17 protein-coding genes and 1 pseudogene are annotated in these 21,168 nt (G+C 71.0%); 9 read left to right on the top strand and 9 right to left on the bottom strand.

Annotated features, from left to right (window positions below):
- Positions 1–51: 51 nt before the first annotated feature.
- Positions 52–516: a hypothetical protein gene (locus ACFVYI_RS15435; RefSeq protein ID WP_387885349.1), complete on the bottom strand. Its 465-nt coding sequence runs from the start codon at positions 514–516 to the stop codon at positions 52–54.
- Between the two features lie 782 nt (positions 517–1,298).
- Between ACFVYI_RS15435 and ACFVYI_RS15430 the strand changes: the two genes are divergently transcribed.
- Positions 1,299–1,802 (top strand): SRPBCC family protein, encoded by a 504-nt coding sequence (locus ACFVYI_RS15430; RefSeq protein ID WP_387885348.1) that lies wholly within the window; start codon positions 1,299–1,301, stop codon positions 1,800–1,802.
- A 65-nt stretch (positions 1,803–1,867) separates the two neighbouring features.
- Here ACFVYI_RS15430 and ACFVYI_RS15425 read toward each other — a convergent pair whose 3' ends face one another.
- On the bottom strand, positions 1,868–2,290 hold the full coding sequence (locus ACFVYI_RS15425; protein WP_387885346.1) for a hypothetical protein: 423 nt from the start codon (positions 2,288–2,290) through the stop codon (positions 1,868–1,870).
- A gap of 249 nt (positions 2,291–2,539) precedes the next feature.
- Complete coding sequence (locus ACFVYI_RS15420) at positions 2,540–3,763, bottom strand: hypothetical protein (RefSeq protein WP_387885344.1); 1,224 nt, start codon at positions 3,761–3,763, stop codon at positions 2,540–2,542.
- Between the two features lie 1,165 nt (positions 3,764–4,928).
- On the opposite strand from ACFVYI_RS15420, the gene ACFVYI_RS15415 reads away from it, so the two are divergent.
- The 4 genes from ACFVYI_RS15415 (at position 4,929) to ACFVYI_RS15400 (ending at position 11,926) form a co-directional block, all read left to right on the top strand.
- The gene (locus ACFVYI_RS15415; protein ID WP_387885342.1) at positions 4,929–5,888 is read left to right on the top strand and encodes a formylglycine-generating enzyme family protein; all 960 of its coding nucleotides are present in this window, start codon (positions 4,929–4,931) and stop codon (positions 5,886–5,888) included.
- Positions 5,889–6,353: 465 nt separating this feature from the next.
- Positions 6,354–8,711 carry an arylsulfatase gene (locus ACFVYI_RS15410; RefSeq protein ID WP_387885340.1) on the top strand — a complete coding sequence of 786 codons (2,358 nt, stop codon included), beginning with the start codon at positions 6,354–6,356 and terminating at the stop codon, positions 8,709–8,711.
- Positions 8,712–8,901: 190 nt separating this feature from the next.
- Positions 8,902–10,020 (top strand): HAD family hydrolase, encoded by a 1,119-nt coding sequence (locus ACFVYI_RS15405; protein ID WP_387885337.1) that lies wholly within the window; start codon positions 8,902–8,904, stop codon positions 10,018–10,020.
- Positions 10,021–10,375: 355 nt separating this feature from the next.
- Entirely contained in the window at positions 10,376–11,926 is a 1,551-nt protein-coding gene (locus ACFVYI_RS15400; RefSeq protein ID WP_387885335.1) for a DUF1254 domain-containing protein, read from the top strand.
- Between the two features lie 93 nt (positions 11,927–12,019).
- Here the strand turns inward: ACFVYI_RS15400 and ACFVYI_RS15395 are convergent, their stop codons facing one another.
- The 3 genes from ACFVYI_RS15395 to ACFVYI_RS15385 form a co-directional block, all read right to left on the bottom strand.
- On the bottom strand, positions 12,020–13,330 hold the full coding sequence (locus ACFVYI_RS15395; protein ID WP_387885333.1) for a cation:proton antiporter: 1,311 nt from the start codon (positions 13,328–13,330) through the stop codon (positions 12,020–12,022).
- A 111-nt stretch (positions 13,331–13,441) separates the two neighbouring features.
- A complete protein-coding gene (locus ACFVYI_RS15390; protein WP_387885330.1) occupies positions 13,442–13,699 on the bottom strand; it encodes a hypothetical protein in 258 nt (85 codons plus the stop codon).
- A gap of 652 nt (positions 13,700–14,351) precedes the next feature.
- Positions 14,352–14,516 carry a hypothetical protein gene (locus ACFVYI_RS15385; RefSeq protein WP_387885329.1) on the bottom strand — a complete coding sequence of 55 codons (165 nt, stop codon included), beginning with the start codon at positions 14,514–14,516 and terminating at the stop codon, positions 14,352–14,354.
- Between the two features lie 163 nt (positions 14,517–14,679).
- On the opposite strand from ACFVYI_RS15385, the gene ACFVYI_RS15380 reads away from it, so the two are divergent.
- Positions 14,680–14,904 (top strand): hypothetical protein, encoded by a 225-nt coding sequence (locus tag ACFVYI_RS15380; RefSeq protein ID WP_387885328.1) that lies wholly within the window; start codon positions 14,680–14,682, stop codon positions 14,902–14,904.
- Here ACFVYI_RS15380 and ACFVYI_RS15375 read toward each other — a convergent pair.
- Together ACFVYI_RS15375 and ACFVYI_RS15370 are read right to left on the bottom strand one after the other, a co-directional pair.
- A pseudogene (locus ACFVYI_RS15375) lies at positions 14,875–15,222 on the bottom strand (ABC-three component system protein); the annotation flags it as partial. The gene ACFVYI_RS15380 and the pseudogene ACFVYI_RS15375 sit on opposite strands and share 30 nt — an antisense overlap.
- A 12-nt stretch (positions 15,223–15,234) precedes the next feature.
- On the bottom strand, positions 15,235–16,143 hold the full coding sequence (locus ACFVYI_RS15370; RefSeq protein WP_387885326.1) for an SDR family oxidoreductase: 909 nt from the start codon (positions 16,141–16,143) through the stop codon (positions 15,235–15,237).
- Between the two features lie 691 nt (positions 16,144–16,834).
- Here ACFVYI_RS15370 and ACFVYI_RS15365 point away from each other — a divergent pair.
- Positions 16,835–17,815, top strand: a complete 981-nt coding sequence (locus ACFVYI_RS15365; RefSeq protein ID WP_387885325.1) for an oxygenase MpaB family protein — start codon at positions 16,835–16,837, stop codon at positions 17,813–17,815.
- A 47-nt stretch (positions 17,816–17,862) separates the two neighbouring features.
- Here the strand turns inward: ACFVYI_RS15365 and ACFVYI_RS15360 are convergent, their stop codons facing one another.
- On the bottom strand, positions 17,863–19,041 hold the full coding sequence (locus tag ACFVYI_RS15360; RefSeq protein ID WP_387885323.1) for an acyltransferase family protein: 1,179 nt from the start codon (positions 19,039–19,041) through the stop codon (positions 17,863–17,865).
- Between the two features lie 222 nt (positions 19,042–19,263).
- On the opposite strand from ACFVYI_RS15360, the gene ACFVYI_RS15355 reads away from it, so the two are divergent.
- Complete coding sequence (locus ACFVYI_RS15355; protein WP_387885321.1) at positions 19,264–20,742, top strand: flavin-containing monooxygenase; 1,479 nt, start codon at positions 19,264–19,266, stop codon at positions 20,740–20,742.
- Positions 20,657–20,965, top strand: coding sequence for an MFS transporter (locus ACFVYI_RS15350; protein WP_387885479.1), 309 nt, complete (start codon positions 20,657–20,659; stop codon positions 20,963–20,965). Before ACFVYI_RS15355 ends, ACFVYI_RS15350 begins: the two co-directional genes overlap by 86 nt.
- Positions 20,966–21,168: the final 203 nt, after the last annotated feature.

Here is a 21,168-nt window from a genome sequence, read left to right as displayed (position 1 = left end):
TGGGCCCACCTCGAAGCGACCGGGCCTACCGCCGCACCCCGGGGAACGCTCCTACGGAGCTTCGTGTCCCGGTCGCGCACCGCCGGCTTGGCCCTCCGCTCCCGGCCCTGGCCTCGGCCGGTTGAAGGCCAGGGTGAGGACGTCACGCCAGTGCATGGGCGGATCGGTCGCCGGGGCTCCCGGGCGGTGCCGCGGTACCAGGACTCGCAGTGCGCCCGGGCGTATGGAGCAGGTGACGGGTGAGGGCATGGTGAGGGCCTCTCCGTCCACGGCTACCGGGATGCGCTCCGCGTCAGATCCGACGACGATCTGGTGGGAGGTCAGTACGTTGAGGCCGGCTGCCTTCGTGCCTCGGAGCGCGATGTCGGCCGCCTGGGCCGCGTTGTTGACGCGGATCCCGAGGAGGCCCAGCACGCCGAGGTCGAGCCGGGATCTGCGGCCGCCCGCGGCCATCGGTTCGGGGGCGGCGTAGGGGTTGTTGCTGACCAGCAGCGCCTGCTGGGCTTCCAGGCGCATCGCACCCCGCGCAGCGCCGACCGCGCGCACAGCACGGCGGCCACCCACAGTGCGACGGCGGCCAGCGCCGCAGGCCACACGTCCGCCCGGGCGCAGATGCGACCGTGACATCGTCCTCACGTCCTCACGTCCTCTGGCCGGTCCTCGTGCTGACCCGGCGGCGATTGCGGTGGACACTCCCCACGACTTGCCGCGGAGGCCGGCCTGAAGCGGACCAGCACCTCCGCGCGGAGCTGAACCGGAGCGCCTTCGTCCTGGCGGGACTGGAGGCACGTGTATGAGAACACCGAGACGGGCCGACGCGCCGCAGCCCCGTCGAGGGCGTCGGGTGCGTCGGGACTCCGATGCACCCGCGGCGTTCGTCGTACGTCAGGTTGCTTCGAACGCCAGCCGGATCAGTGGTGCACCTCTTGCAACGACCGTTAGGAACCACCCACCAGCCCGGGCCTTCGTCGTTCTCTGGTTACAGCGTTGGTTGCATTCGCTGCCGTTCGGCGCTGTCCGAAGCCCGCCGAGCAACGGTCTCGCCGCAAGTGGGAAGCATTCGAGCCGAGACCGTCCCTGATCCTTCTCGGTGGAGCACTCGGCGCACTCACATCGACCGGACGCCGAGTAGGTGGCCGTGCGCGACGTTCTGCCCATGCCCGCGTGGATGAACGGGAAGGCCGACTTCGGACGGCTACTGCCACTGGCAGAGATGATCGACGCGAGATGATGCCGTCTCTTCAGATGCAGCCCACCCTTGTAGTGGCACTGCACCTGCAGAACGGAGGGCCACTGGGATGGCACGGCACCTGCGACCCGAGACCCTGGACTTCGTCGGCACCGCGCCGGTGCGACTGTCTTTCACCGCACGTCTGGCGGCTTCGCCCGAGGAAGTGTTCCGGGAGCTCGCGCAGACGCCGCAAGGCTGGCCGGCCTGGGTGCGCCTGGCCAAGGCCGGGTACTACGTGGGGCACCCGCCGTACGGCATCGGTACCGACCGCCGGCTGCGACTGCACGGCGGCGTGCGCGTCAGCGAGACGGTGCTGGTGTGGGAGTCGGCGCGGCATTTCGCCTACCGCATCGACGAGGTGAACGTGCCCGGCGTCCGCGCGATGATCGAGGAGTGGCGGCTGACGCCCGGGCCGCAGGCCGGCACCGGGGTGCGCTGGACCATCGCCCTCGACACCGGCCGACCGGCGGCGACGCTGTGCACGGCTGCCCGAGCGGTTCTAGGACGGGCCTTCCAAGGAGCGATGCGGCGCCTGGACGCACGGATCGCGGCGTCCCCGAATCGCTGCTGAGCCTGCCCGGACGGGCTTCCCCTGCAGGTCCGCTAACTCCGGTCCACCCGTCCGGGTGAATCCATTCAGTCTGTTCTGGTCGTTCCGGCGCAGAGTGCCCAGATGATGAAGATGTCGGTGGCGATCAGCACGATGGCCCAGAACGGGTAGTAGGGCAGCCACAGGAAGTTGGCGATCATGCCGAGCCCGACGACGACGACACCGACGGCACGTGCCCAGACAGCGCCCGTGAAGAGGGCCACGCCGGCCAGAACGACGAGTATGCCCAGGATGAGGTGGATCCAGCCCCAGCCGGTGGTGTTCATCTTGTAGGTGTAGTCGTGGGTGACGACGATCAGGTCGTCCTTGGCGATGGCGGCGATCCCCTCGAATATCGCCATGGCGCCGCCGAAGATCATCAGAACTGCGGCCAAGACGGTCCAGCCGGTTGCGAACGGCCTTCGGGACGTCTGGACACCCGTCGGAGTTCCACTGACGTTGCTGGTCATGGTTCGGGCTCCTTCGAGAACAACCTCGTCGCCGCACGGGCGACCTGGTCGGAGACTCCATGTCCAGGCTGCCACGGCGGAAGCCGGGCAGCACGCCCGGACTGCCCGTTGCCCGCTCCCCTCGGGCCCGCCCGGCGGTATCCGGCGGAGGTTTGCGTGCGGGCGCGGACCGGGGCCCCGTCAGGCCGTCAGGCCAGCATGCGAAACCACCGCCGCTGCCAGCTGCTGCCGGACGCCCACGGCAACCGGCTACTTCCCGTCAACGCGCTCGGTGGGCCCGGTCGGCTCGCCGGTCCGGCCGGTGGCGGCCAGCAGCGCGAGCACCGCGAGCATGGCGAGGAGGATGAGGACGAGCAGCAGGACGGTCAGTACCGTCGGGTAGCTCCACAGCGCGAGCACCAGTGCGAGCACCAGCAGAACTCCCAGGGTGAGCCACTGCCGGTACTTGGCCGTCCAGGTGCCGACCCGTCCCGTGTGCACTCCGTGGGCACCGCCCCAGCGTGCGGCGGAGTCGGCCGTACGGTCCGCCCTCCCGCGCACGGCGCGCGGCAGGCGGCCGGGGCCGGACAAGTAGGCGCCGATCGCCACCACGACCCCAAGGACCAGCACCGTGCGGATGCTGACCCGCAGGAAGCGCAACAGGGTGTCGAAGACCGCAGCGGCCGCTGCTGGGGACTGCACCTGCGCGGGCAGGTGATCGAGGTAGTAGCGGCGGATGAGGACCAGGCCGATGGCGAGGACGAGACAGGCGCCGGCCGCTCCCAGCGCGGTGGTCACCAGGGCGCGGCGGCGCCGGCGGGCGAGCAGCACTCCGATCGCGCCGAGCAGCACCGTGAGTACGGGCAGCCAGTTGCCGATGACGTCCAGTGCGTGTGCCAGACCCCTGATCTTGGCCAGTTTGTCGGACTGGAAGAGCACCAGGGTCTTGTTGACGTCGGGGATCTTCTCGGCCGGGGAGAGGCCGGCGTCCACGAGGTCCTGTTTGACCGTGTCCACGGCTGTGCCGACGTTGAGCGTGACGGTGTCGCCGTTGACCTCGACCGCGCCGCGGCCATGACCGGTGAGCACCTGTACGACCGCGTTGTGCACACCGCGATTGGCATCGACCCAGATCGTCTCGAACCTGTCGCTCTGCACGAAACGGGTGGCGGCCTTGTCGACCACGCTGTCGACGGCCTCGTCCAGTTTCGGGCCCAGCGTCTTGATCCCGGCCGCGGCCTTGGGCGGCAGGCCCTGGGACTGCAGCCAGTCTGCGATGTCCGAGGTGACCTCGTTCCCGTTGACCTTGACGTCGACGGCCTGCGTGATGCGGTCGACGGCGGCGTCCTCGATCGCGGGGTTCGTCGCGAGCGGCGCCATCGTCGAGACGTACCGGTCGGTGTCCAGCACGATGTCGTGCACCCAGACCGTGAGCAGGGAGACCGGCACGAGGATGCAGGTGAGCGTGATCAGCACGGCGGAGACGGTGCTCATCGCGATCCGCCCGGCACGCGAGGCACCCGTCCGGCCCTTTGCGGGTGGGACGGGGGCCGGTGCCTCATCGGGTGGTTCGGACGGAGGCGGCTCGGGCGGTGTGCTCATGGCGCTCCAGGACGACAGGTGCGGCCGGAATGCCGCCGCCCTCCATTGGTACGTACTGTGACGGTCGCCGCACCCGGGGCTACGCCTCCCGAGCGGCCCCGTCCGGCGCCGATGCTGCGACGCACGCGCCACGACTTCACGTTGGTCCGCCAGGCGGCCAACGGCCCCACCCCGCCCCGGTGAGGTCCGGCAAGCCGCCGGAGATGGCGGTCACCGCCCACGGGCGCGTAGTGACCGGTTGATGACGACCCACGTCGGAAGATGCCTGTCCCGTCGTCATCGGCCATAGTGAAGAGGAGAAGTGCTTTCGGCGGAGGTCCCACAGGTGTAGGCGTTCATGGTGAGGGAGCCGGATGCCGCCGACCGAACCTGGACGGGCGTGCGCAACGGCGCGGTGCGCCGCGCGCTGACACCGGTGGCAGCCCGGCGAGCGGGGTGTCCAAGGTGACGGTGTCCATGTGCCGCGTCCTGTCGGGTGAATCCCGGGGCATCGTTAGGAGGGAGGTTGCACGGTGCCACGTTGGCCACGCGACGCAGGAGGAGACATGGCGACACAACCTCACCCGGCCATGGCAGAGCGAGATTTGCGCGCAGCGCTCGCTGCGGTGGAGGAGGCGTACGACCGCCTCATGAGTGCCCCCAGGCCTGAACCCCGACTGATGCTCGACCTCCAGCGCCGGACCCGCGAACTGGATGCCGCGGCCGCCCGGGCGCGGCATCCTGCGCCGCATCGGCGCTCGGAACGAATCCAGTGCCGCTGCGCCGGCGCCGGGCGCGGGGGCCCGCTGGATCATCCAGCACTGGGCCTGACCTCCACCGCGGCACACCTACGGGACGCGTCCGACCTCAGGGGTGCCAGCTGCCGGCGGCCCTCTTCCGCCCGCCCGCCACGCCGACCGGACCGTTGTCCCGTCCGTCGGCGCTCCCCTGACGGACAATTCCCCCGCAAGAGCGCCCGGCCCGAACGATGTCCCGCACCAGCGGACGCGCCCGCCCCCCCGCACGGGCCGGAGGCACACCCGGGCCGCAGAGCCCAACAGTCAGAGAGCCATCCAGGATGAAGCACGACAGGCCCGCCTGCTGCAGCCCCGGCCGATCCGCCCGGCCGCCGGACACCGGGTCAGCCCGGCCGGAGCCGGCCGCCGCGGCTGCTGCCACAGTTCCGGTACCGGCCGTTCGCCTGGAAGGCGGCCCGTTCACCATGGGCAGCGCCGACGCCCTCGCCTACCCCGAGGACGGCGAAGGGCCGGTACGCCGTGTTCGACTGAGTGCGTTCACCATCGATCCGCACTGCGTCAGCAACGCCCGGTTCCGCTCCTTCGCCGAAACCACCGGCCACGTCACCGACGCCGAGTGCTACCAGGCGTCGTTCGTGTTCGGCGGCCTGCTCCCCGACGACTTCCCGCCCACCCGCGCGGTGGCCGCCGCGCTCTGGTGGCGCGAAGTCCCCGGCGCGGACTGGCGCCACCCCGAGGGCCCGCACTCCGATCTCACCGGCCGGGAGAACCACCCGGTGGTGCACGTCTCCTGGAACGACGCGGCCGCTTACTGCGCCTGGGCCGGACGCCGGCTGCCCACCGAAGCCCAGTGGGAGTACGCCGCACGCGGCGGCCTGGAGGAGCAGCCCTTCCCCTGGGGCAGCGACCCGCGACCGGATGGCCGGCACCGGATGAACGTGTGGAACGGCACCTTCCCCTCGCACAACACCCGAGAGGACGGCTACCTCGGCACCTGCCCCGTCGACGCCTTCGATCCCAACGGCTACGGCCTCCACAACATGACCGGAAACGTGTGGGAGTGGACCGCCGACTGGTTCCACCCCACCTGGCACGCCACCGGCCCCCGGCAGGACCCGACCGGCCCGCCCACCGGTACCGCCCGCGCCCTGCGAGGCGGCTCCTACCTCTGCCACGCCTCCTACTGCCGCCGCTACCGCGTCTCCGCCCGGATGCCCAACACGCCCGAATCCTCCACCGGCAACATCGGATTCCGCTGCGCAGGCCCGGCCGAACCATAGCCCGGAGTACCTCAGTTGACTACGGTGGCCGGCGTTCCACCGCCCGCCCCGGAACGCTCTTCCCGGCCGCCCTGTGCATGAGGCCGTCCCCCGCCAGGCGCATCTCCTCCTTCGTGGTCAGCCCGGCGGCCTTCGCACCTCGACTCTGATGTCGGCACCCGAGCCCAGCTCACAGCAGCGGTGCGGAGCATGCACCGAACCTCTGTTGTCCGTACTGCACTGGGTTGCGGGCCGTCGCGCCAGCCGGCCCGCGGCGGGCCTCGACACGCCACACCCACTACGCGCCGGTCCGGCTTGAGAACGCATTGGCGCCGACACTCCGTCCCGGCCGTTGTCCGGCGGCCCGCTGGCCGATGCCCTCGGCCGGTCGCGCTGGTCACCGGTTGAGATCACCTTTCGCGGGTGATGCGGGCGCGTGCGTGGTCGCCGACACTGGGAGGCGGACCACCTGTGAGGAGATATGCCATGGCCAAGCCTTTCCGTGGTGTCGTCAACCTGGACATCCGTGACTCGGTCCCGGACTGGGGCCCGTACGAGCAGCCGAAGGCCCCGCCCGGCTCACCGAACGTGCTGTACATCGTGCTCGACGACGTGGGCTTCGGCGCCATGGGCTGCTACGGCGGCCCGATCGAGACGCCGAACATCGACCGGATCGCCGCCAACGGGCTGCGCTACGGCCAGTGGCACACCACCGCGCTGTGCTCCCCGACCCGTTCGTGCCTGCTGACCGGCCGCAACCACACCACCAACGGCATGGCCTGCATCAGCGAGGCGGCGGTCGGCTTCCCCGGCGGGAACGGGCACATCCCGCCGGAATGCGCCAATCTCGGCGAGATCCTGGTCGAGCGCGGCTACAGCACGGCCCTGGTCGGCAAGTGGCACCTGTGCGCCGAGGATGAGATGAACCTGGCGTCCAGCAAGCACAACTGGCCGGTGGCTCGCGGCTTCGAGCGTTTCTACGGCTTCCTCGGGGCGGAGACCAGCCAGTGGTATCCGGACCTGGTGCACGACAACCACCCCGTCGAGCAGCCGTCCACTCCCGAGGAGGGCTACCACTTCGGTGTCGACATCACCGACAAGGCCCTGGAGTTCATCGACGACGTGAAGGCGATCGCCCCGGACCGGCCGGTGTTCCTGTACTACGCGCCCGGGTGTGCGCACGCTCCGCACCAGGTGCCGGGGGAGTGGGCCGAGCGCTACCGCGGCCGGTTCGACGCCGGCTACGAGGTGCTGCGGGAGGAGACCTTGGCCCGGCAGAAGGCGATGGGCTTGGTCCCGCAGAACACCGAACTGCCGCCGCTCAACCCGATCGGCACCCCCGAGACCCGCAGCGGCCCCGACGGCCAGCCGTTCCCGCCGATGGACTACACCCGCCCGTGGGACTCCCTCTCGGCTGACGAGCAGCGGCTCTTCGCCCGCATGGCGGAGGTGTACGCGGGGTTCCTGTCGCACTGCGACGACCAGATCGGCCGTCTGCTCGACTACCTGGAACGCTCCGAGCAGTTGGAGAACACCATCATCGTGGTGGTCTCCGACAACGGTGCGAGCGGCGAGGGTGGTCCGAACGGCTCGGTCAACGAGAACAAGATGGCCAACGGCGTCCCGGACGACCTGGCCGAGAATCTGACCCTGCTGGATGCACTCGGCAGCACCAGGACCTACAACCACTACCCGAACGGCTGGGCGATGGCCTTCAATGCCCCGTTCAAGATGTGGAAACGCTATTCGTTCAACGGCGGCACCTGCGACCCGTGCGTCATCTCCTGGCCGGCCGGCATCAAGGCCCGTGGTGAGACCCGAGACCAGTACCACCACGCCGTCGACGTGGTGCCGACCCTGCTGGACTGCCTCGGCATCGAACTCCCCGACACGGTGAAGGGTTTCACCCAGCGCCCGCTCGAGGGCGTGAGCATGCGCTACAGCTTCGACACGGGAAGTATCCCGACGGCCAAGCACACGCAGTTCTACTCGATGCTCGGAACCCGGGGCGTCTGGCACGACGGCTGGAAGGCTGTCACCACCCACCCCGCGATCAGCGGGTGGGGCCGTTTCCCGGAGGACACGTGGGAGCTCTACCACACCGAGGAGGACCGGGCCGAACTCCGTGACCTCGCCGCCGAGGAACCCGCCAGGCTCGCCGAACTGGTCGGCCTGTGGTTCCACGAGGCCGGCGCCCATCAGGCGTTCCCGCTCGACGACCGCTCCGCCGTCGAGATCATCACCACGCCGCGCCCCCAGCTCGCCCCGCCGCGCAACCGTTACGTGTACCGTCCCGGCGGCGCGGAGGTCCCCGAGTCGGTCGCGGTCGCCGTCCGCGGTCGCTCCTACTCGATCGGCGCGCTGGTCGACCTGCCCGGCCCGGGCGCGGAGGGCGTGCTCTTCTCCCACGGAGGCCGGTTCGGCGGACACGCCCTGTACGTCAAGGACAACCGGCTGCACTACGTCTACAACTTCCTCGGCAGCGAGGAGCAGCGGATCAGCGCGACCGAGGACCTGCCGACCGGCGCCAACCTGATCCTGGCGGCGTCCTTCGACAAGGACGGCGAGGACCCGCCCGGCACCGCCCGCGGGACGCTCAGCCTCTACTACGGCGACCGCAAGGTCGGCGAGGGCCGGATCAGGACCCAGCCCGGCAAGTTCAGCATCGCGGGCGAGGGCCTCAACGTCGGCCGCGACAGCGGCGACGCTGTCACCGACGACTACCCCGGCACCCGCCCCTGGCCCTTCACCGGCGGAACGATCGACCGGGTGGCCATCGACGTCAGCGGCGAGGCGTTCATCGACCTCGAACGCGAAGCCGCCGCCATGCTCTCCCGCGAATGACGGCACCGCCGACGGGGCCCGGGGCATGCCGAACCCGGCGTGCCCCGGCCCCACCACGTCCAGCGGCGGCCCCTGCCCCGGAGATCGACGGCTCACGCGCGCGGGGTGGCAGAGCGGGCGCCCTGCACGGCCGGCACGAGAGAAGGACAAAGCACGAGACAAGGACAAGATGGGTGATGGGATGACAGGCGTGGACCTCCCCAGTTGGCGTGACAGCGGCTCCAGGCGCGCGGTGGTGGAGTTCGTAGAGTCGGTCACCCGGCCCGGCGCGGCATTCGTGCCGCCGGCGGACCGGATCGCGGCGTTCGACAACGACGGCACCCTGTGGGTGGAGCAGCCGGCGCCCCCACAGTTCGACTTCCTGCTGAGGGTCTGGTCCCAGGAAGCGCGAGAGAACCCGTCGCTGGCCGAACGTCAGCCGTACAAGGCCATCGTCGAGCGGGACCCGGCCTTCTTCGAGGGGCTGGTGACCCAGGACCCCGACGCCGTGTCCTCGCTGGAGAGCGCGGCGGCCCGCTCCTGGGCGGGAACCACGCCGGACGTGTTCGAAGCCCAGGTACGCCGATGGGCCGAGACGGTCAAGCAGCCCAGATTCGGCGTCGCCTACACCGACCTGGTGTACCGGCCCATGCTCGAACTCTTCGACTACCTCAAGGCGCACGACTTCCGGGTGTTCGTCTGCTCCGGCGGCGGTCGGGACTTCATGCGCGTGTTCGCCGAGGAGATCTGGGGCCTGCCCAAGGAGAACGTCATCGGGACGGCGCCCGCATACGAGTACACCGACGGCCGGATCGTACGGACCGACCGGATGCTCGGCGGACTGGCCCTGGGCGCCGGCAAGCCCGAGCACATCTACGCCCACACCGGACGCCTGCCGCTGTTCGCCGCCGGCAACGCCGATGTGGACATCGAGATGCTCACCACCGCCTCGTTCGCCCTGCTGATCAGCCACGACGACGCGGAACGCGAGTACGCCTACACGAAGGCGGCGGACACGTCCCTGGCCAAGGCCGAGAAGCTCGGCTGGGTCGTCGTGAGCATGAAAGGCGACTGGAGTGCCGTCTTCTCATCCATGTATGACGAATGGTCACTTCACGGCTGTCATGAATCGATAGCGGATTCCAGTCGGTCTCCCGCAGCTCGGGACCGGTCTGAGACGTCGGGTGGTGGCGGCGGTCCGCCTGGCGTTGCCCGCGCCGATGGCGATCGCGTCGTCGTAGGAGCTCACGCCTGCGACTCTTCCGGCGCCGGGCGCGTGATGCCCAGCTCGGACAGGGCGAGGGCGACCGCCCTACCGGGCTGCCGTTGAACCCCAGTGCCTGGTATGCCTCGTGGGCGAAGCGCACGTCGGCCGCGATCGGCTCGCTGGCGTTGCGTAGCGGGCGGGCCCGTTCTTGGAAGTCGTCGGCCGTTCGCGTGTCGGTAAGGCCGGGCTTTGTGACCGGCGGTGCCGGTTGTGCGCCGACCGCGCCAGGTGGTTGGGACCGGCGTGGTGCAAGGCCAACGCCGAGCGGCTGCCTTGCCAGGGGCCGGTAGCTGCCCACGTCGACCGACGGTGCGATGACCGCCCACGCCGTCGCAGCGCCGGGGCGGCCGCGTAGGACGCCGGCTCCCGTGCTCGAGCCGCGGGTGCAGGGTGTCCGGGGTGCCCGCACGATGGAGAGATGAGCGAATCTTCTCAGGAGGCCCCGGCGTCGGTGTCCACGCCCGAGGCCGTCCAGACCCGCCTTGGCACACTGAGCTTCCGCGACGGCATCCCCGACGCCGCCACCGGCGAGAAGGTCTTCGACCATCTCGATCTGATGCACGGCGTGGACGCCTACCTCGCCGGGCTGCCGGGGGTGTCGGTGAACGCGATCCGCCGCGGCTTCCTGGAGGCGGGGGTCGCGGACAACGCCGTGCTGCTCTACTCGGGGCTGATGGACAGTCAGTCGCTGTTCCTGACCGGCAATGCCGACACCGTGTACTTCGTCAGCTTCCTCGACCTCACGGCCGGCCCTGTCGTCCTGGAGGTCCCTCCGGACTGTCTGGGCACCGTCGACGACATGTGGTTCCGCTGGGTGACCGACTTCGGCCTGCCCGGCCCGGACCGCGGCACCGGCGGGGCCTATGCGATCCTTCCGCCCGGCTACGACGGCCCTGAGCCCGAGGGCGGCCTGTTCGCGTTCCGCTGCTCCACCTCCCGCGCCGTCGTGCTCGGCCGCAGTTTCCTGGTGAACGACGACCCTGCGCCGACGGTGGCCCGGATCAAGGAAACCCTGCGGATCTACCCCTACACAGCGGGTGGCTTCGGGTCGAGTGTGGGCGCGTTCCTGCAGGGCAGGACCCCGCTTGCCCAACTGAAGCAACCGGAGCCGCCCCAGTTCGTGGAGGGCACCGGGCTGGCGATCAACACTCTCCCCCCGAACGACTTCACCTTCTACGAGCACCTCGACAACCTCATCCAGGACGAGAGCGCCGAGGCCCCGGACCCGGAGGCCGCCGGTGCGTTCCGGGCCGTCGGGATCGCCAAGGGCCACACGTTCCGGCCCGACCAGCGGATGCGGGCGCTGCTGGAGGAGGCGGTGGCCATCGGCAATGCCACCGGCCGCACCCTCGGCCTGAAGGCCCGACCCGAGGAAGACTTCGCTTACTACGAGGGCTCCGCCTGGTACAACCCGCTGTTCACCGGCGGCTACGACTGGTCGGTACCCCCGCCGGAGATCACTCCCGAAGGCGTCAAGCCCTACCCGGCGACCACCGGGCGGGCGCTGAACTCCCGGGTGGCGTTCTTCTACATCGCCACCGGCGTCACGCCCGCGATGTGCATGCGCCTGACCGGTGTCGGCTCCCAGTACCTGATGGTCGCCCTCGACGGGAACGGCGAGCCGTTCGACGGCGGTCGCGGCTACAAGGTGACCCTGCCGCCCGGCATCCCGGCGGGCAGGTTCTGGTCCGTGACCCTGTACGACAACCAGACCCGATCCATGCTGAAGACTCCGCAGCGCTACCCCCGCTCGGGAAGCCAGAGCTACCCCAGCCCCGCTGCCTCCGCCAGTGGTGACGGCTCCACCACCGTGCACTTCTCGCCGACGCGCCCCGACGGAGTCGCGGAGGGCAACTGGATCCAGACCACCTCCGGCAAGGGCTGGTTCGGGATCCTGCGCCTCTACAGCCCCGGGCAGTCGTTCTTCGACCGCAGCTGGCGCCCCACCGAGGTCGACCCCGTCGGCTGAGTCCAGGTGCACGGCCGCGCCGGTCCTCCGACGCCCGCAAGGACGAGGAGGACCGGCGCGGCCGTGCGCAGGCAGCAACCTCAGGCGGCCCCGTCACGCCTCGCTTCCGAGGCCCTTGGGGCGGTGCGGGGCCGAGTCGGAGGCGAGTGCGTTCTCCCGCAGGTTCGGCTCGGTGGGCAGCGTCCTGGCGAACCAGTCGCCGTAGCGGTCGCCCAGGAAGGGGGCCGAGGCGCCGTGGAGGACGATGCTCAGCCCCACGGTCACGGCGATGACTTCTGTCAGCAGTGCCGTTCCGGGAAGGTGTTCTTCGAAGGCGATCAGGCCGAACACCACGGAGGCGAGTCCGCGCGGACCGAACCAGCCGATGTAGGCGACGGAGGCCGGACGTAGGCCCGTGCCGATGAGTGAGAGCGCGACCGGCAGCATCCGGACGACGGTGAGGCTGATCAGCGCGTAGACGACCGTGCACCACGTCAGGTGTTCAAGGACGGGGCCGAGGATGATCGCCCCGAAGACCAGGAAGCTCAACGAGGCGAGCAGCAGGCCGAGAAGCTCGGTGAACCGGGTGTTCCGGGCGGGATCCGGGTTGCTCACGCCGCCGGCCCGGGTGGTCTGTGCCCTGCGCGAGCCGACGCCGAAGGCCAGGCCAGCGGCCCAGGCGCCGATGAAGCCGCTGCCGTCGACCGCGACACACAGTACGTAGGTGACGACCGGGAGGGCGATCGTCAGGAACTGTCGCCAGTCGGTGGTGCTCCAGCCCCGGTCGACGGACCAGCGCAGCACGTACGCCCCGGCCCAGCCGACCGCGAGCCCGATGGCGCCGCTCAGCAGCAGCGCGCGCAGGAACGTCTCGACGACGCCCGGATGATCGTGGCCCTCGCCCGCCGCGGCCAGGGCCAGGACGAAGAACGGGAGGGCGAGGCCGTCGTTGAGTCCTGACTCGACGCCCAGGCCGCCGCGGATCAGTGGCGGGACCTTCTTGTTGGAGAACGCCTGCTGTCCGAGTGCGGAGTCCGTCGGCGCCAGGATGATGGCGACCAGGGCCAGCTCCCACACGTCCAGGCCGGGCAGCAGGGGCCAGGCCAGGAGCCACCCCAGCGCGACGGTGGCCGGCAGTCCGAGGGCGAGCAGCCGCAGCGGCAGGAACCCCTCCGTGCGCAGGTCACGGCGGCGGATCGCCGCCGCGTCCGCGAAGATCAGCAGCGTCAGGGCGCTCTCCAGTAGCAGGCTGGTGAACTCCGGATCGTCGGCCCGGTCCAGCAGTTCCAGGCCCAGCGGGCCGATCGCCAGCCCGACGGCCATGAACACCAGGGGAGCGGAGAGCACCGTCGTCGACAGACGCCGCGACAGCGCCCCGTAGCCCACGACCACGCCACCCGCGACCACCACGGCCCACTGAACCATCAGCACTCCTCACGCCGGACGTCGAACATCGACCCGGCGGAAGCACCGAGAAACGCATCCGGTGCCCTGGCCACGCCGCCGCACCTCACGCAGAGAGCGCAGGTCATCACCCTAAGTGTCCGGCCAGGTCCTCGCCCCTGCGCTGCGACAGATGGTCGCCTGCGCCCGGCCGAGGTCCGGGGATGCGAGACCTGCAGGCGGGTACGCCTTCATCTCCGGGCGGGCCACGCCGTCCTGGGAGACCGGGCTCGGGTCGAAGCCGAGTGCCTCGTACGCCGCGTGCGCCTCCGGCGCGAAGTACACCCCGGCCGCCACCGGCTCCACCGCGTTGCGCAGCCGCCGGGCGTTCTTCTTGTAGTCGGTCGTCATGCACGCTGCTCCTCGCGTGGCCGACAGGGGCCTCGGCACCGCCTGTCTTCTCCGGACAAGCCTCCGGCCGAGGGACGGACCCCGCATCATCTGCCGAGGGTGAGACCCGGGAATGTCCCGCCCGTGCGGGCGTGACGCGGTGGGCGCACTGGGCCGATTGCCCGCCGAAGTGCTGTCCGCGGACGGAGAGGGGAGGGTGGGGCGATGGACCTCATAGCACTGCTGGAGTTGGACGTTCCTTCCAACGTCCGGATCTGTGGACCGTCCACCAGGGACCTTCCGGACGTGGCCGTCGTCCGCGTGCACGCCGCCACTGCAGGATCCGACGGCGCCGGCAGGCTGACCTTGTGCGGCCGGCCGACCGGGCTCATGGAGTCGACGGGCCGGGGCCCGGTGCCGAGCGGCGACCCGTGGTGGCCCTCCCGGTGGAAGCGGCGCGTCTGCCCGGTCTGCGACCATCACCATGCCGCCGGACAGGGTCGCACTACACCGGACGGAAGCGGTCGGAGCGGATCGTCGGGGACACGCGTCCACAGAACCCGCCGTGCGGTCAGGCTCAGGTCGGCGCCCGAACGCAAGCGGCTCCCGGGCACCGAGACGGGCCCGGCGCGCAAGAGCTGAACCGACCTGACGGCCGGCAGGCAATGAGTGGTCAAGCCTGGTCGGCCGTACCGCTCCCGGGCGGCGAGGCGCCGGTTTCCCGGTGCGTGCGCGCCGCCGCCCGGCTGCGCAGGTGCTGACCGAACGCACTGGCGGCCGCCGTCAGGAACAGCACGTTGTAGACGATCTGGACCATCACGAGGACGTCGGAGACCACCTCGGTCGCGCATTCTGGGCAGGAATCGGTGGGGGTCGGGTGGTGCTGGGTCCCGGTACTGCGCGCTTGTCGAGGCCAGCTCCAGCTCCGCCGCTCTTGAGTTCGGTTGCCTTGCGAACCGGTCCGGGAACGCCCAGGACCGGCGGCACAGGAAGCCGAGGCCATGTTGCCTGCCGATGCCGCGGCTGTTGTCGCTGTCGATGCGCGGGGTGATGGTGAGGCTCTCGCGTCCTGCCTCGATGGCCAGAAACGCACTGCGGGTGCCGTAGAGGGCCTGGGCGAAACGGGAGAAGAGCTCGGTCGCTTCGCGCCGTTGCCGGCCGCGCTCGTCGAGGTCGGTCTCCACGGCCTGCTGGAGTTAGATGCGCTTGGTCGTGATCTGCCGTGAGCTGGACTCAAGGGTCTGGGCGGCCTCGAAGCGGTGCCGCAGAGCTTGTGGAGCAGCCTCTTCCCGGGCGAGGACCTGTTGCGGCGCCGTTGGGGCCTCCAGGGCTCCGCCCTCGGCCAGAGCGCGCAGGAGGCGTGCTTGTTCCTCGCCAAGCCGGGCGCGTTCGGCCCGGCGGTCAGCCAGCCGTTCGGTCAGCTCGTGGATTTCCTCGTCCAGGAAACGCCGACGGTTACGCACGATCGACTGATGGAAGGCCTCGACCTCATCGAAGCGGCGCCGTACCTGGTCGCTCAGGACGATGCCCAGCTCCCGGTAGACGGGATGGAGGTCTCACCCGTCGCTGGTCTGCCCGGCCGGGGCGGGGGCAGTGGCGGCCGGGGTGTGGAGGGCGAACAGGCGGCTCTTGAGGTGGTCGCTGAGCCACAGGGGCGTGGCGTATTGCAAGGCGGTGCCCAGGTGGGCGTCGAGGCCGACGGTGTACCTGCGACGCGGGCGCGGGGCGCTCAGAGCCCTGGCGATGGTGCGGGCCACTGGTTGCGGGCCGCCGGCCGAGCGCTGGATGCGGGCGAGGAGTCGCGCGACACGGTCGTAGGCACCGGTGTCGGTGGCGGTGAGGGCGGGCAGGTCGTCCTGGGCCCGCGCCCAGAACGGGGTCGCGACTGCTCCCGGCTCGACGAGGACCACCTGCACGCCGTAGCGGCGGGTCTCCATGCGCAGGCTGTGCGTCGCTGCGCTGAGCGCGTGCTTGCTGGCGCTGTACCAGCCGCTCATCGGCGCCGGGATCCGCGCGGAGGCGGAGGAGACGGCCACGATCCGGCCCCGGCCCCGCCGGCGCATCGAGGGCAGTACCAGCGTGCACATGCGCAGCGTGCCGACGACGTTGACCTCCATGATCTCGCGGATCCGGTCCTCCGACGGGTCGGTGATCGCACCCGTCAGCGGAATACCGGCGTTGGCCACCAGCGCGTGGGGGCCGCCGTCGGTGAGGTCGGCCACTTCCGCGACGGCCTTGCGGCAGGATGCCGGATCAGTGAGATCCATGACCACCACGTCCAGCGCCAGGCCTTGGTCGCGGGCAGTGCGGGCCAGCGCGTCGGCTTTGTCCTGGGAGCGGGCCGTCCCGATCACCTGCCGGCCCTGGCGGGCCAGGAGCAATACCGTGGCCAGGCCGATCCCGCTGGTCGCACCTGTCACCAGTACGCTGGCCGGCCAACCGGCACCGCTTGTCTGCTCATTCACAGCTTGTCCGCTCCAGAGGTATGCCCGTAGCCGTCCCGCCCGCGAGCCGGCCCCCGGCAGCTTCCGAGTCCGGCCGGGGAGTCGCGGGACGCGCTCGGTGACAACGACCATGCAGGCGCCCGGGTCACAGCGCCTTCCTGGTCGCCGTCCTGGCCGCCGCTGGCGACCGGGCCGGCGTGGGGCTTGTGGGAGCCGCCGTGGCTGCCGCCGCCGACTGCTCCGCCTCCGGTGGGGCCTGCGCTGCCCCGCCGCCTCGCGGGCAGGATCTTCTTCGGGCCCCATGGCGAACTGCGCCGGAACTACCTCGACGGCGGAGATTCGTCGGCGTCGTCGTACTGCGCTTCGAGCACCGTCCGGCCGTCGTTCTGGCAGGCGGTGCGCAGGGTGGTCTCGCCGGTGATGACGACTTCGCGGGTCATGACGTCGCTGTGCAGTGGCGTCACGGCCGGCTGGCGCGGGGTGCGGCGGGTCTGACCGTCCTGTCGGCGAGGGCCGGCAACCTGTCTGCCCGTGGTCCGGCCGGCACGGTGCAGGGTCGACGCGATCCGGCCTGCCGGACCTCGTGCTCGAGGTTCGGCAGGCCGGTGGCCGTAACGCCCTTCGCCTCCTGGCGTTGATCTTGGTGTGCTGCTCGACGGGTTCGAGCGGCCCGCTGTTTCGCGGATTCCGCTGTCGGGGGATGGGGACGTTGGTGCGCAGGGCTACGGTACTGGCGGAGCGGATCCGCGCTCGTGTCGACGCAACCGTGTACGGCGAGAGTCTGCAGCTCGCGCGTTTGCAGCAGCCCGCGGGCGATCCGGGGTTGTTCGGCCCGGACAGCATGGTCTGGCGCGTCCACAGCAACATGCTGGGGATGTTCACGGGCGGATTGGCAGCCCTGCTCCTGCAGACGTTGCACCCGCTGGCGGTCGCGGGCGTGGACCAGCACTCCGTCTACCGGCAGGATCCGGTCGGCCGTCTCAACCGGACCGCCGGCTTCATCGCGGTGACCAGCTTCGGGCCGAGCCGTGAGGCCCGGGCGGCCCTCGCCCGCGTCCGCCGCCGTCACGACCGGGTCCGGGGGGCGGCCCCGGACGGGCGCCCGTACGCGGCCGGGGATCCGGCGCTGCTCACCTGGGTGCACGTCGCCGAGACCAGGTGCTTCCTGGCCGGCCACCAGGCCTACGGCGGCCGCCGGCTGACGACTGCCCAGTGCGACCGCTACTTCCGCGAGACGGCTGTCCTCGCCGAACACCTTGGCGCCACCGCCGTCCCCGCCTCGATGGCGGACGTCCGCTCCTACCTGGCGTCCGTCCGCAGCGAACTGGCGCCCAGTGACGCGGGCCTGGCCACCGTCGGGTTCCTGCGCGGCCTGGGCAGAGACCCTCTGGAGCGCGCGGCCCTGCGCGTCCTCCTGAACGGCGCGGGCGCCCTGTTACCGGACTGGGCCGCGCAGCAGCTGGATCTCGACCGCCCCGGCCCGGCCCTCGGCCTGCTCCACCGCGCCGCCACCCACGCACTGGGGGCCGTCCTGCGCTACGCCTGCGAGCCGTCCCCCATCCTTGAGACAGCCCGGACCCGCGCGAACACCCCGCCGGCCCACGTCGGCAGCCCGCAGTTTCCCCGCCCGCTCGGCCAAGGGCCGTCCGCCTCGACGAGGACGAAGGCGGATGTCGGGTCCGATCGCCTCTGAGGGGGTACTCGGACCCGACATCCGTCTTCGGGGCGAGCACCCCGGTGTCATGCCCGGTGGGTCCTCTCAACCTTGCTCTCGAAGGGCTCGGCCGGCTGCTCCTGGCGCGGCCGGGCAGGGCCCGGGAGCGCGGTGGGTCCCGGGATGCGCGAGGCGGGCCGGCTCCAGGCGAGGGTGAGGGGGAGTTCGTAGCAGCGATGGACCACCCGGGCGGCGCCCGCGGACAGGGCTGTGAGGGCGAGGACGACGGAAAAGCCCGTCCAGGCCGTGAAGGTGTGCCCGACGCCCAGCAGCCGGCGGGCGATCAGTAGGAGGGGGAAGTGGATGAGGTAGAGGGCGTAGGAGGAATCACCCAACGCGACGGCGGCCGGCCCGGCCAGGCGCCCGGAGCGGCCTTCGACATCGGCGAGGGCCAGCCCGGCGATCACCACCGCCATGGGAGCGGCCATCGCCGCGCCCAGCGCGTACTGGGGCGGCAGGAACGGCACCGAGATCAGCACGGCCGTCGGCAGCACACGCGTCCACACGCGGGTCGGCCGGGGCAGGCAGCCGGTTTGCAGCAGCCTCGCGGTCACGATGCCGAGAACGAACTCCGGCAGCCTGACGGGTGGCAGGACGTAGCCGAACCACAGGCTGTTCTCGTTGACGGGCAGCCACTCGTACAGCACCGGCCCGGCGATCGTGAGGGAGATGAGCGGCAGGGCCAGGATGACCAGGACCGTGCCCGCCCACACCGCCCGCAGCCGGTGCGCGGGGATCCGCCGGACCAGCACCAGCAGGGCGGGGAACAGCGCGTAGAAGAACGCCTCGCAGGAGATCGACCAGGCCGGGGTGTTGTGGCTGAAGAACCAGTCCGCGTCCGGAACCCAGGCCTGCAGCAGGAGCAGGTTGGCGGCAGCGGCGCCCGGACTGTGGCCGGTTCGCATGGTCAGTACCTGTCCGGCCTCGGTGGACGCGAAGAACACCACCGCGAGTGCCCAGGCCAGCACGTGGTTGGGGAAGATCTTCCACAAGCGCCGCCGCCAGAACGCCCGCGGCCGGTCCCCGGCCCGGTGGGCCCACGTCAGAACGAAGCCCGACAGGATGAAGAAGCCCGTCACAGCGGCGGCTGCCAGCGGCTCGAGCGCTCCGAGAGCCATCTGCAGCGGCCCGTCGAACAGCCCGGAGACATGGGCCATGTGGCTCAGCACCACCGCCAGCGCGAGGACGAAGCGAACTCCCGTCAACGACGGCAGCCTGGACGGTGGTGCGGGCGCATCGGCCCGGCCCGGGTCGGTCACAGCGCAGCCCCCCGGTCGTGGACGACCCGCACCTGCCGAAACAGTGCTTCTGCCCGTGCCGCCGGCAGGGCCGTGGCGTGCGGGAAGCACGGCCGCGAAATCCGGGCTTTCAGGAGCTGAGTCACGAATCCGTCCGATCACGTCCGGCGAGCGAAGACACTGCCGACCGTGTCCAACGCGCGGACGGCACGACGGGTAACGATCTTCAGCTGTCCGGTCCAGCCCACCGCACCACGCACCCGCACGGTCGCCACGCAGTGGGCCCAAGAGCACGGCGCAGATCCGGCTGCACACCGGTTCCGAAGCAAGGACGTGCGTGTCGTGGTCGTCGGAGCAGGGTTCTCCGGTATCGGCGCCGCCATCCGGCTGCGGCAGGCAGGGCTGCGAGACGTGCTCCTTCTGGAGAAGGGGCCGCAGCTCGGAGGCACGTGGCGGGAGACCACCTACCCGGGCTGCGCCTGTGATGTGCCCTCGACGCTCTACAGCTACTCGTCCACCCCGGACACCGCCTGGAGCAGGGTCTTCGCCGGGCAGCGGGAGATCCATGCGTATCTGCGGACGACGGCCGAGCCGTACGGGCTCGGCGACGTGCTGCGGTGCGGAGTGGACGTGCGGGGAGCCCGGTGGGATCCGGCGGCCGGGCGCTGGCTGCTGGAGACCAGCGACGGGCCCTACAGCGCCGCGGTACTGGTCCTGGCCACCGGCCCGTGGCACATCCCGCGCCACCTCGACGTCCCCGGGATCGAGGAGTTCACCGGGCCCGTGCTCCACACCGCCCGGTGGGACCAGACCGTCGACCTGACCGGGCGTCGGGTGGCAGTGGTGGGCAGCGGCGCCTCCGCCGTCCAGATCGTCCCCGCCATCGCGGCCCGCGCGGCAACCGTCCACCTCTTCCAGCGGACCGCCCAGTGGGTGCTCCCCAAACCCGACCTGCCGGTGCCCGCGCCGTTCAACCGGTTTCTGGACCACGTGCCCGGTGCCCGCGGCACCTTGCGCGCCGGGCAGTACGCGCTGCAGGAGGGCTTCGGCCTCGCCTTTCGTCACCCGCCACTCGCCCGCCTGATCGAGGTGGGAGCCCGCGCGCACCTGCGGCTCGCAGTCCGCGACCGGCGGCTGCGCCAGGCGCTCACGCCGGACTACCGGCTGGGCTGCAAGCGCGGCCATCGGGTCAACGCGTCCGGGAACCGGGAAGGTAGGTGCCAGGGCTGTCTTCGGCGGTGCGATGGGCATCGTTGTCCAGGGTGCGGCCGTCCCGCGCCGTCGCCGTCGCCGTCGCCGTCGCCGTCGCCGTCGCCGTCGCGGTGCCGGCTGCCCGTGCTGTGGGCACACTTGGGACTCCGGCTGCTGTGCCCGGAGCACCGTTCCGGCTGTGGTGCCCTGTTTATGGTGCCTCGCATTCACACCGCGTCCGATGGTGTGCATGTCGGTACCAGTGCCAGGAGGGCAGCCGATGAGCGCAGTCTCAGTACAGTTCGGAGTCGCCGGAGTCCCGGATGGGGTCGGCGGCGCCGAGCCCGTGGGTGCCTACTTCGAACGCATGCCGTTCGGGAGGGCCCACGTGATGATCGCCCTCGCCCTGTTCATGGCCTTCGTCATCGAATCGTGGGAACAGCTCGCGCTGGTCTACGTGTCCGCCGACCTGGGTGACGCCTTCGCGCTCGACACCGGCCGGATCGGGTGGGTTCTGTCGGCCGTGGCCCTCGGCATGATCCCCGGCTCGCTGGTCTGGGGGCCGGTGGCCGACCGCATGGGGCGGCGGGCCGTGTGCCTGTGGAGCCTCGGCTCGTACGGTTCCGTGGCGCTGGCGAGCGCGTTCTCGCCGCCGTGGGTGTCACGCAGGCACTGTCCGGGATGGGCTGGCACGTCGTGACCATGGCCAGCGCGCTGGCAGCCCTGTGGGTGTTCGCGATCCGGGCCTGGGTGCCCGAATCCCCCTGCTGGCTGGCTCCGTTGGGAAATCCGCAAAACGGGCCGGGGATCAGGCTGCCAGGTTGAGTGCGGTGAGATGTGAGGTCCGGGTCTTGCCGAGTGGTGTGCCGGTGAGCCAGGCGTCGAGGCGGATGAGGTTGATCG

It is taken from the genome of Kitasatospora sp. NPDC058218 (assembly GCF_042882445.1).
In the GTDB taxonomy this organism is placed as follows: Bacteria; Actinomycetota; Actinomycetes; order Streptomycetales; family Streptomycetaceae; genus Kitasatospora.
Note: the sequence above shows the minus strand (reverse complement) of the source record. Positions and strands in the feature narration are given on the sequence as shown.

Excerpts from the sequence above, each read along its gene's own strand:
- ACFVYI_RS15435 (WP_387885349.1), bottom strand. The coding sequence starts at position 516 with ATGCGCCTGGAAGCCCAGCAGGCGCTGCTGGTCAGCAACAACCCCTAC.
- ACFVYI_RS15415 (WP_387885342.1), top strand. The coding sequence starts at position 4,929 with ATGAAGCACGACAGGCCCGCCTGCTGCAGCCCCGGCCGATCCGCCCGG.
- ACFVYI_RS15390 (WP_387885330.1), bottom strand. The coding sequence starts at position 13,699 with ATGACGACCGACTACAAGAAGAACGCCCGGCGGCTGCGCAACGCGGTG.
- ACFVYI_RS15380 (WP_387885328.1), top strand. The coding sequence starts at position 14,680 with ATGTTGCCTGCCGATGCCGCGGCTGTTGTCGCTGTCGATGCGCGGGGT.
- ACFVYI_RS15425 (WP_387885346.1), bottom strand. The coding sequence starts at position 2,290 with ATGACCAGCAACGTCAGTGGAACTCCGACGGGTGTCCAGACGTCCCGA.
- ACFVYI_RS15350 (WP_387885479.1), top strand. The coding sequence starts at position 20,657 with ATGATCGCCCTCGCCCTGTTCATGGCCTTCGTCATCGAATCGTGGGAA.
- ACFVYI_RS15420 (WP_387885344.1), bottom strand. The coding sequence starts at position 3,763 with ATGAGCACCGTCTCCGCCGTGCTGATCACGCTCACCTGCATCCTCGTG.
- ACFVYI_RS15410 (WP_387885340.1), top strand. The coding sequence starts at position 6,354 with ATGGCCAAGCCTTTCCGTGGTGTCGTCAACCTGGACATCCGTGACTCG.
- ACFVYI_RS15395 (WP_387885333.1), bottom strand. The coding sequence starts at position 13,330 with ATGGTTCAGTGGGCCGTGGTGGTCGCGGGTGGCGTGGTCGTGGGCTAC.
- ACFVYI_RS15400 (WP_387885335.1), top strand. The coding sequence starts at position 10,376 with ATGAGCGAATCTTCTCAGGAGGCCCCGGCGTCGGTGTCCACGCCCGAG.
- ACFVYI_RS15430 (WP_387885348.1), top strand. The coding sequence starts at position 1,299 with ATGGCACGGCACCTGCGACCCGAGACCCTGGACTTCGTCGGCACCGCG.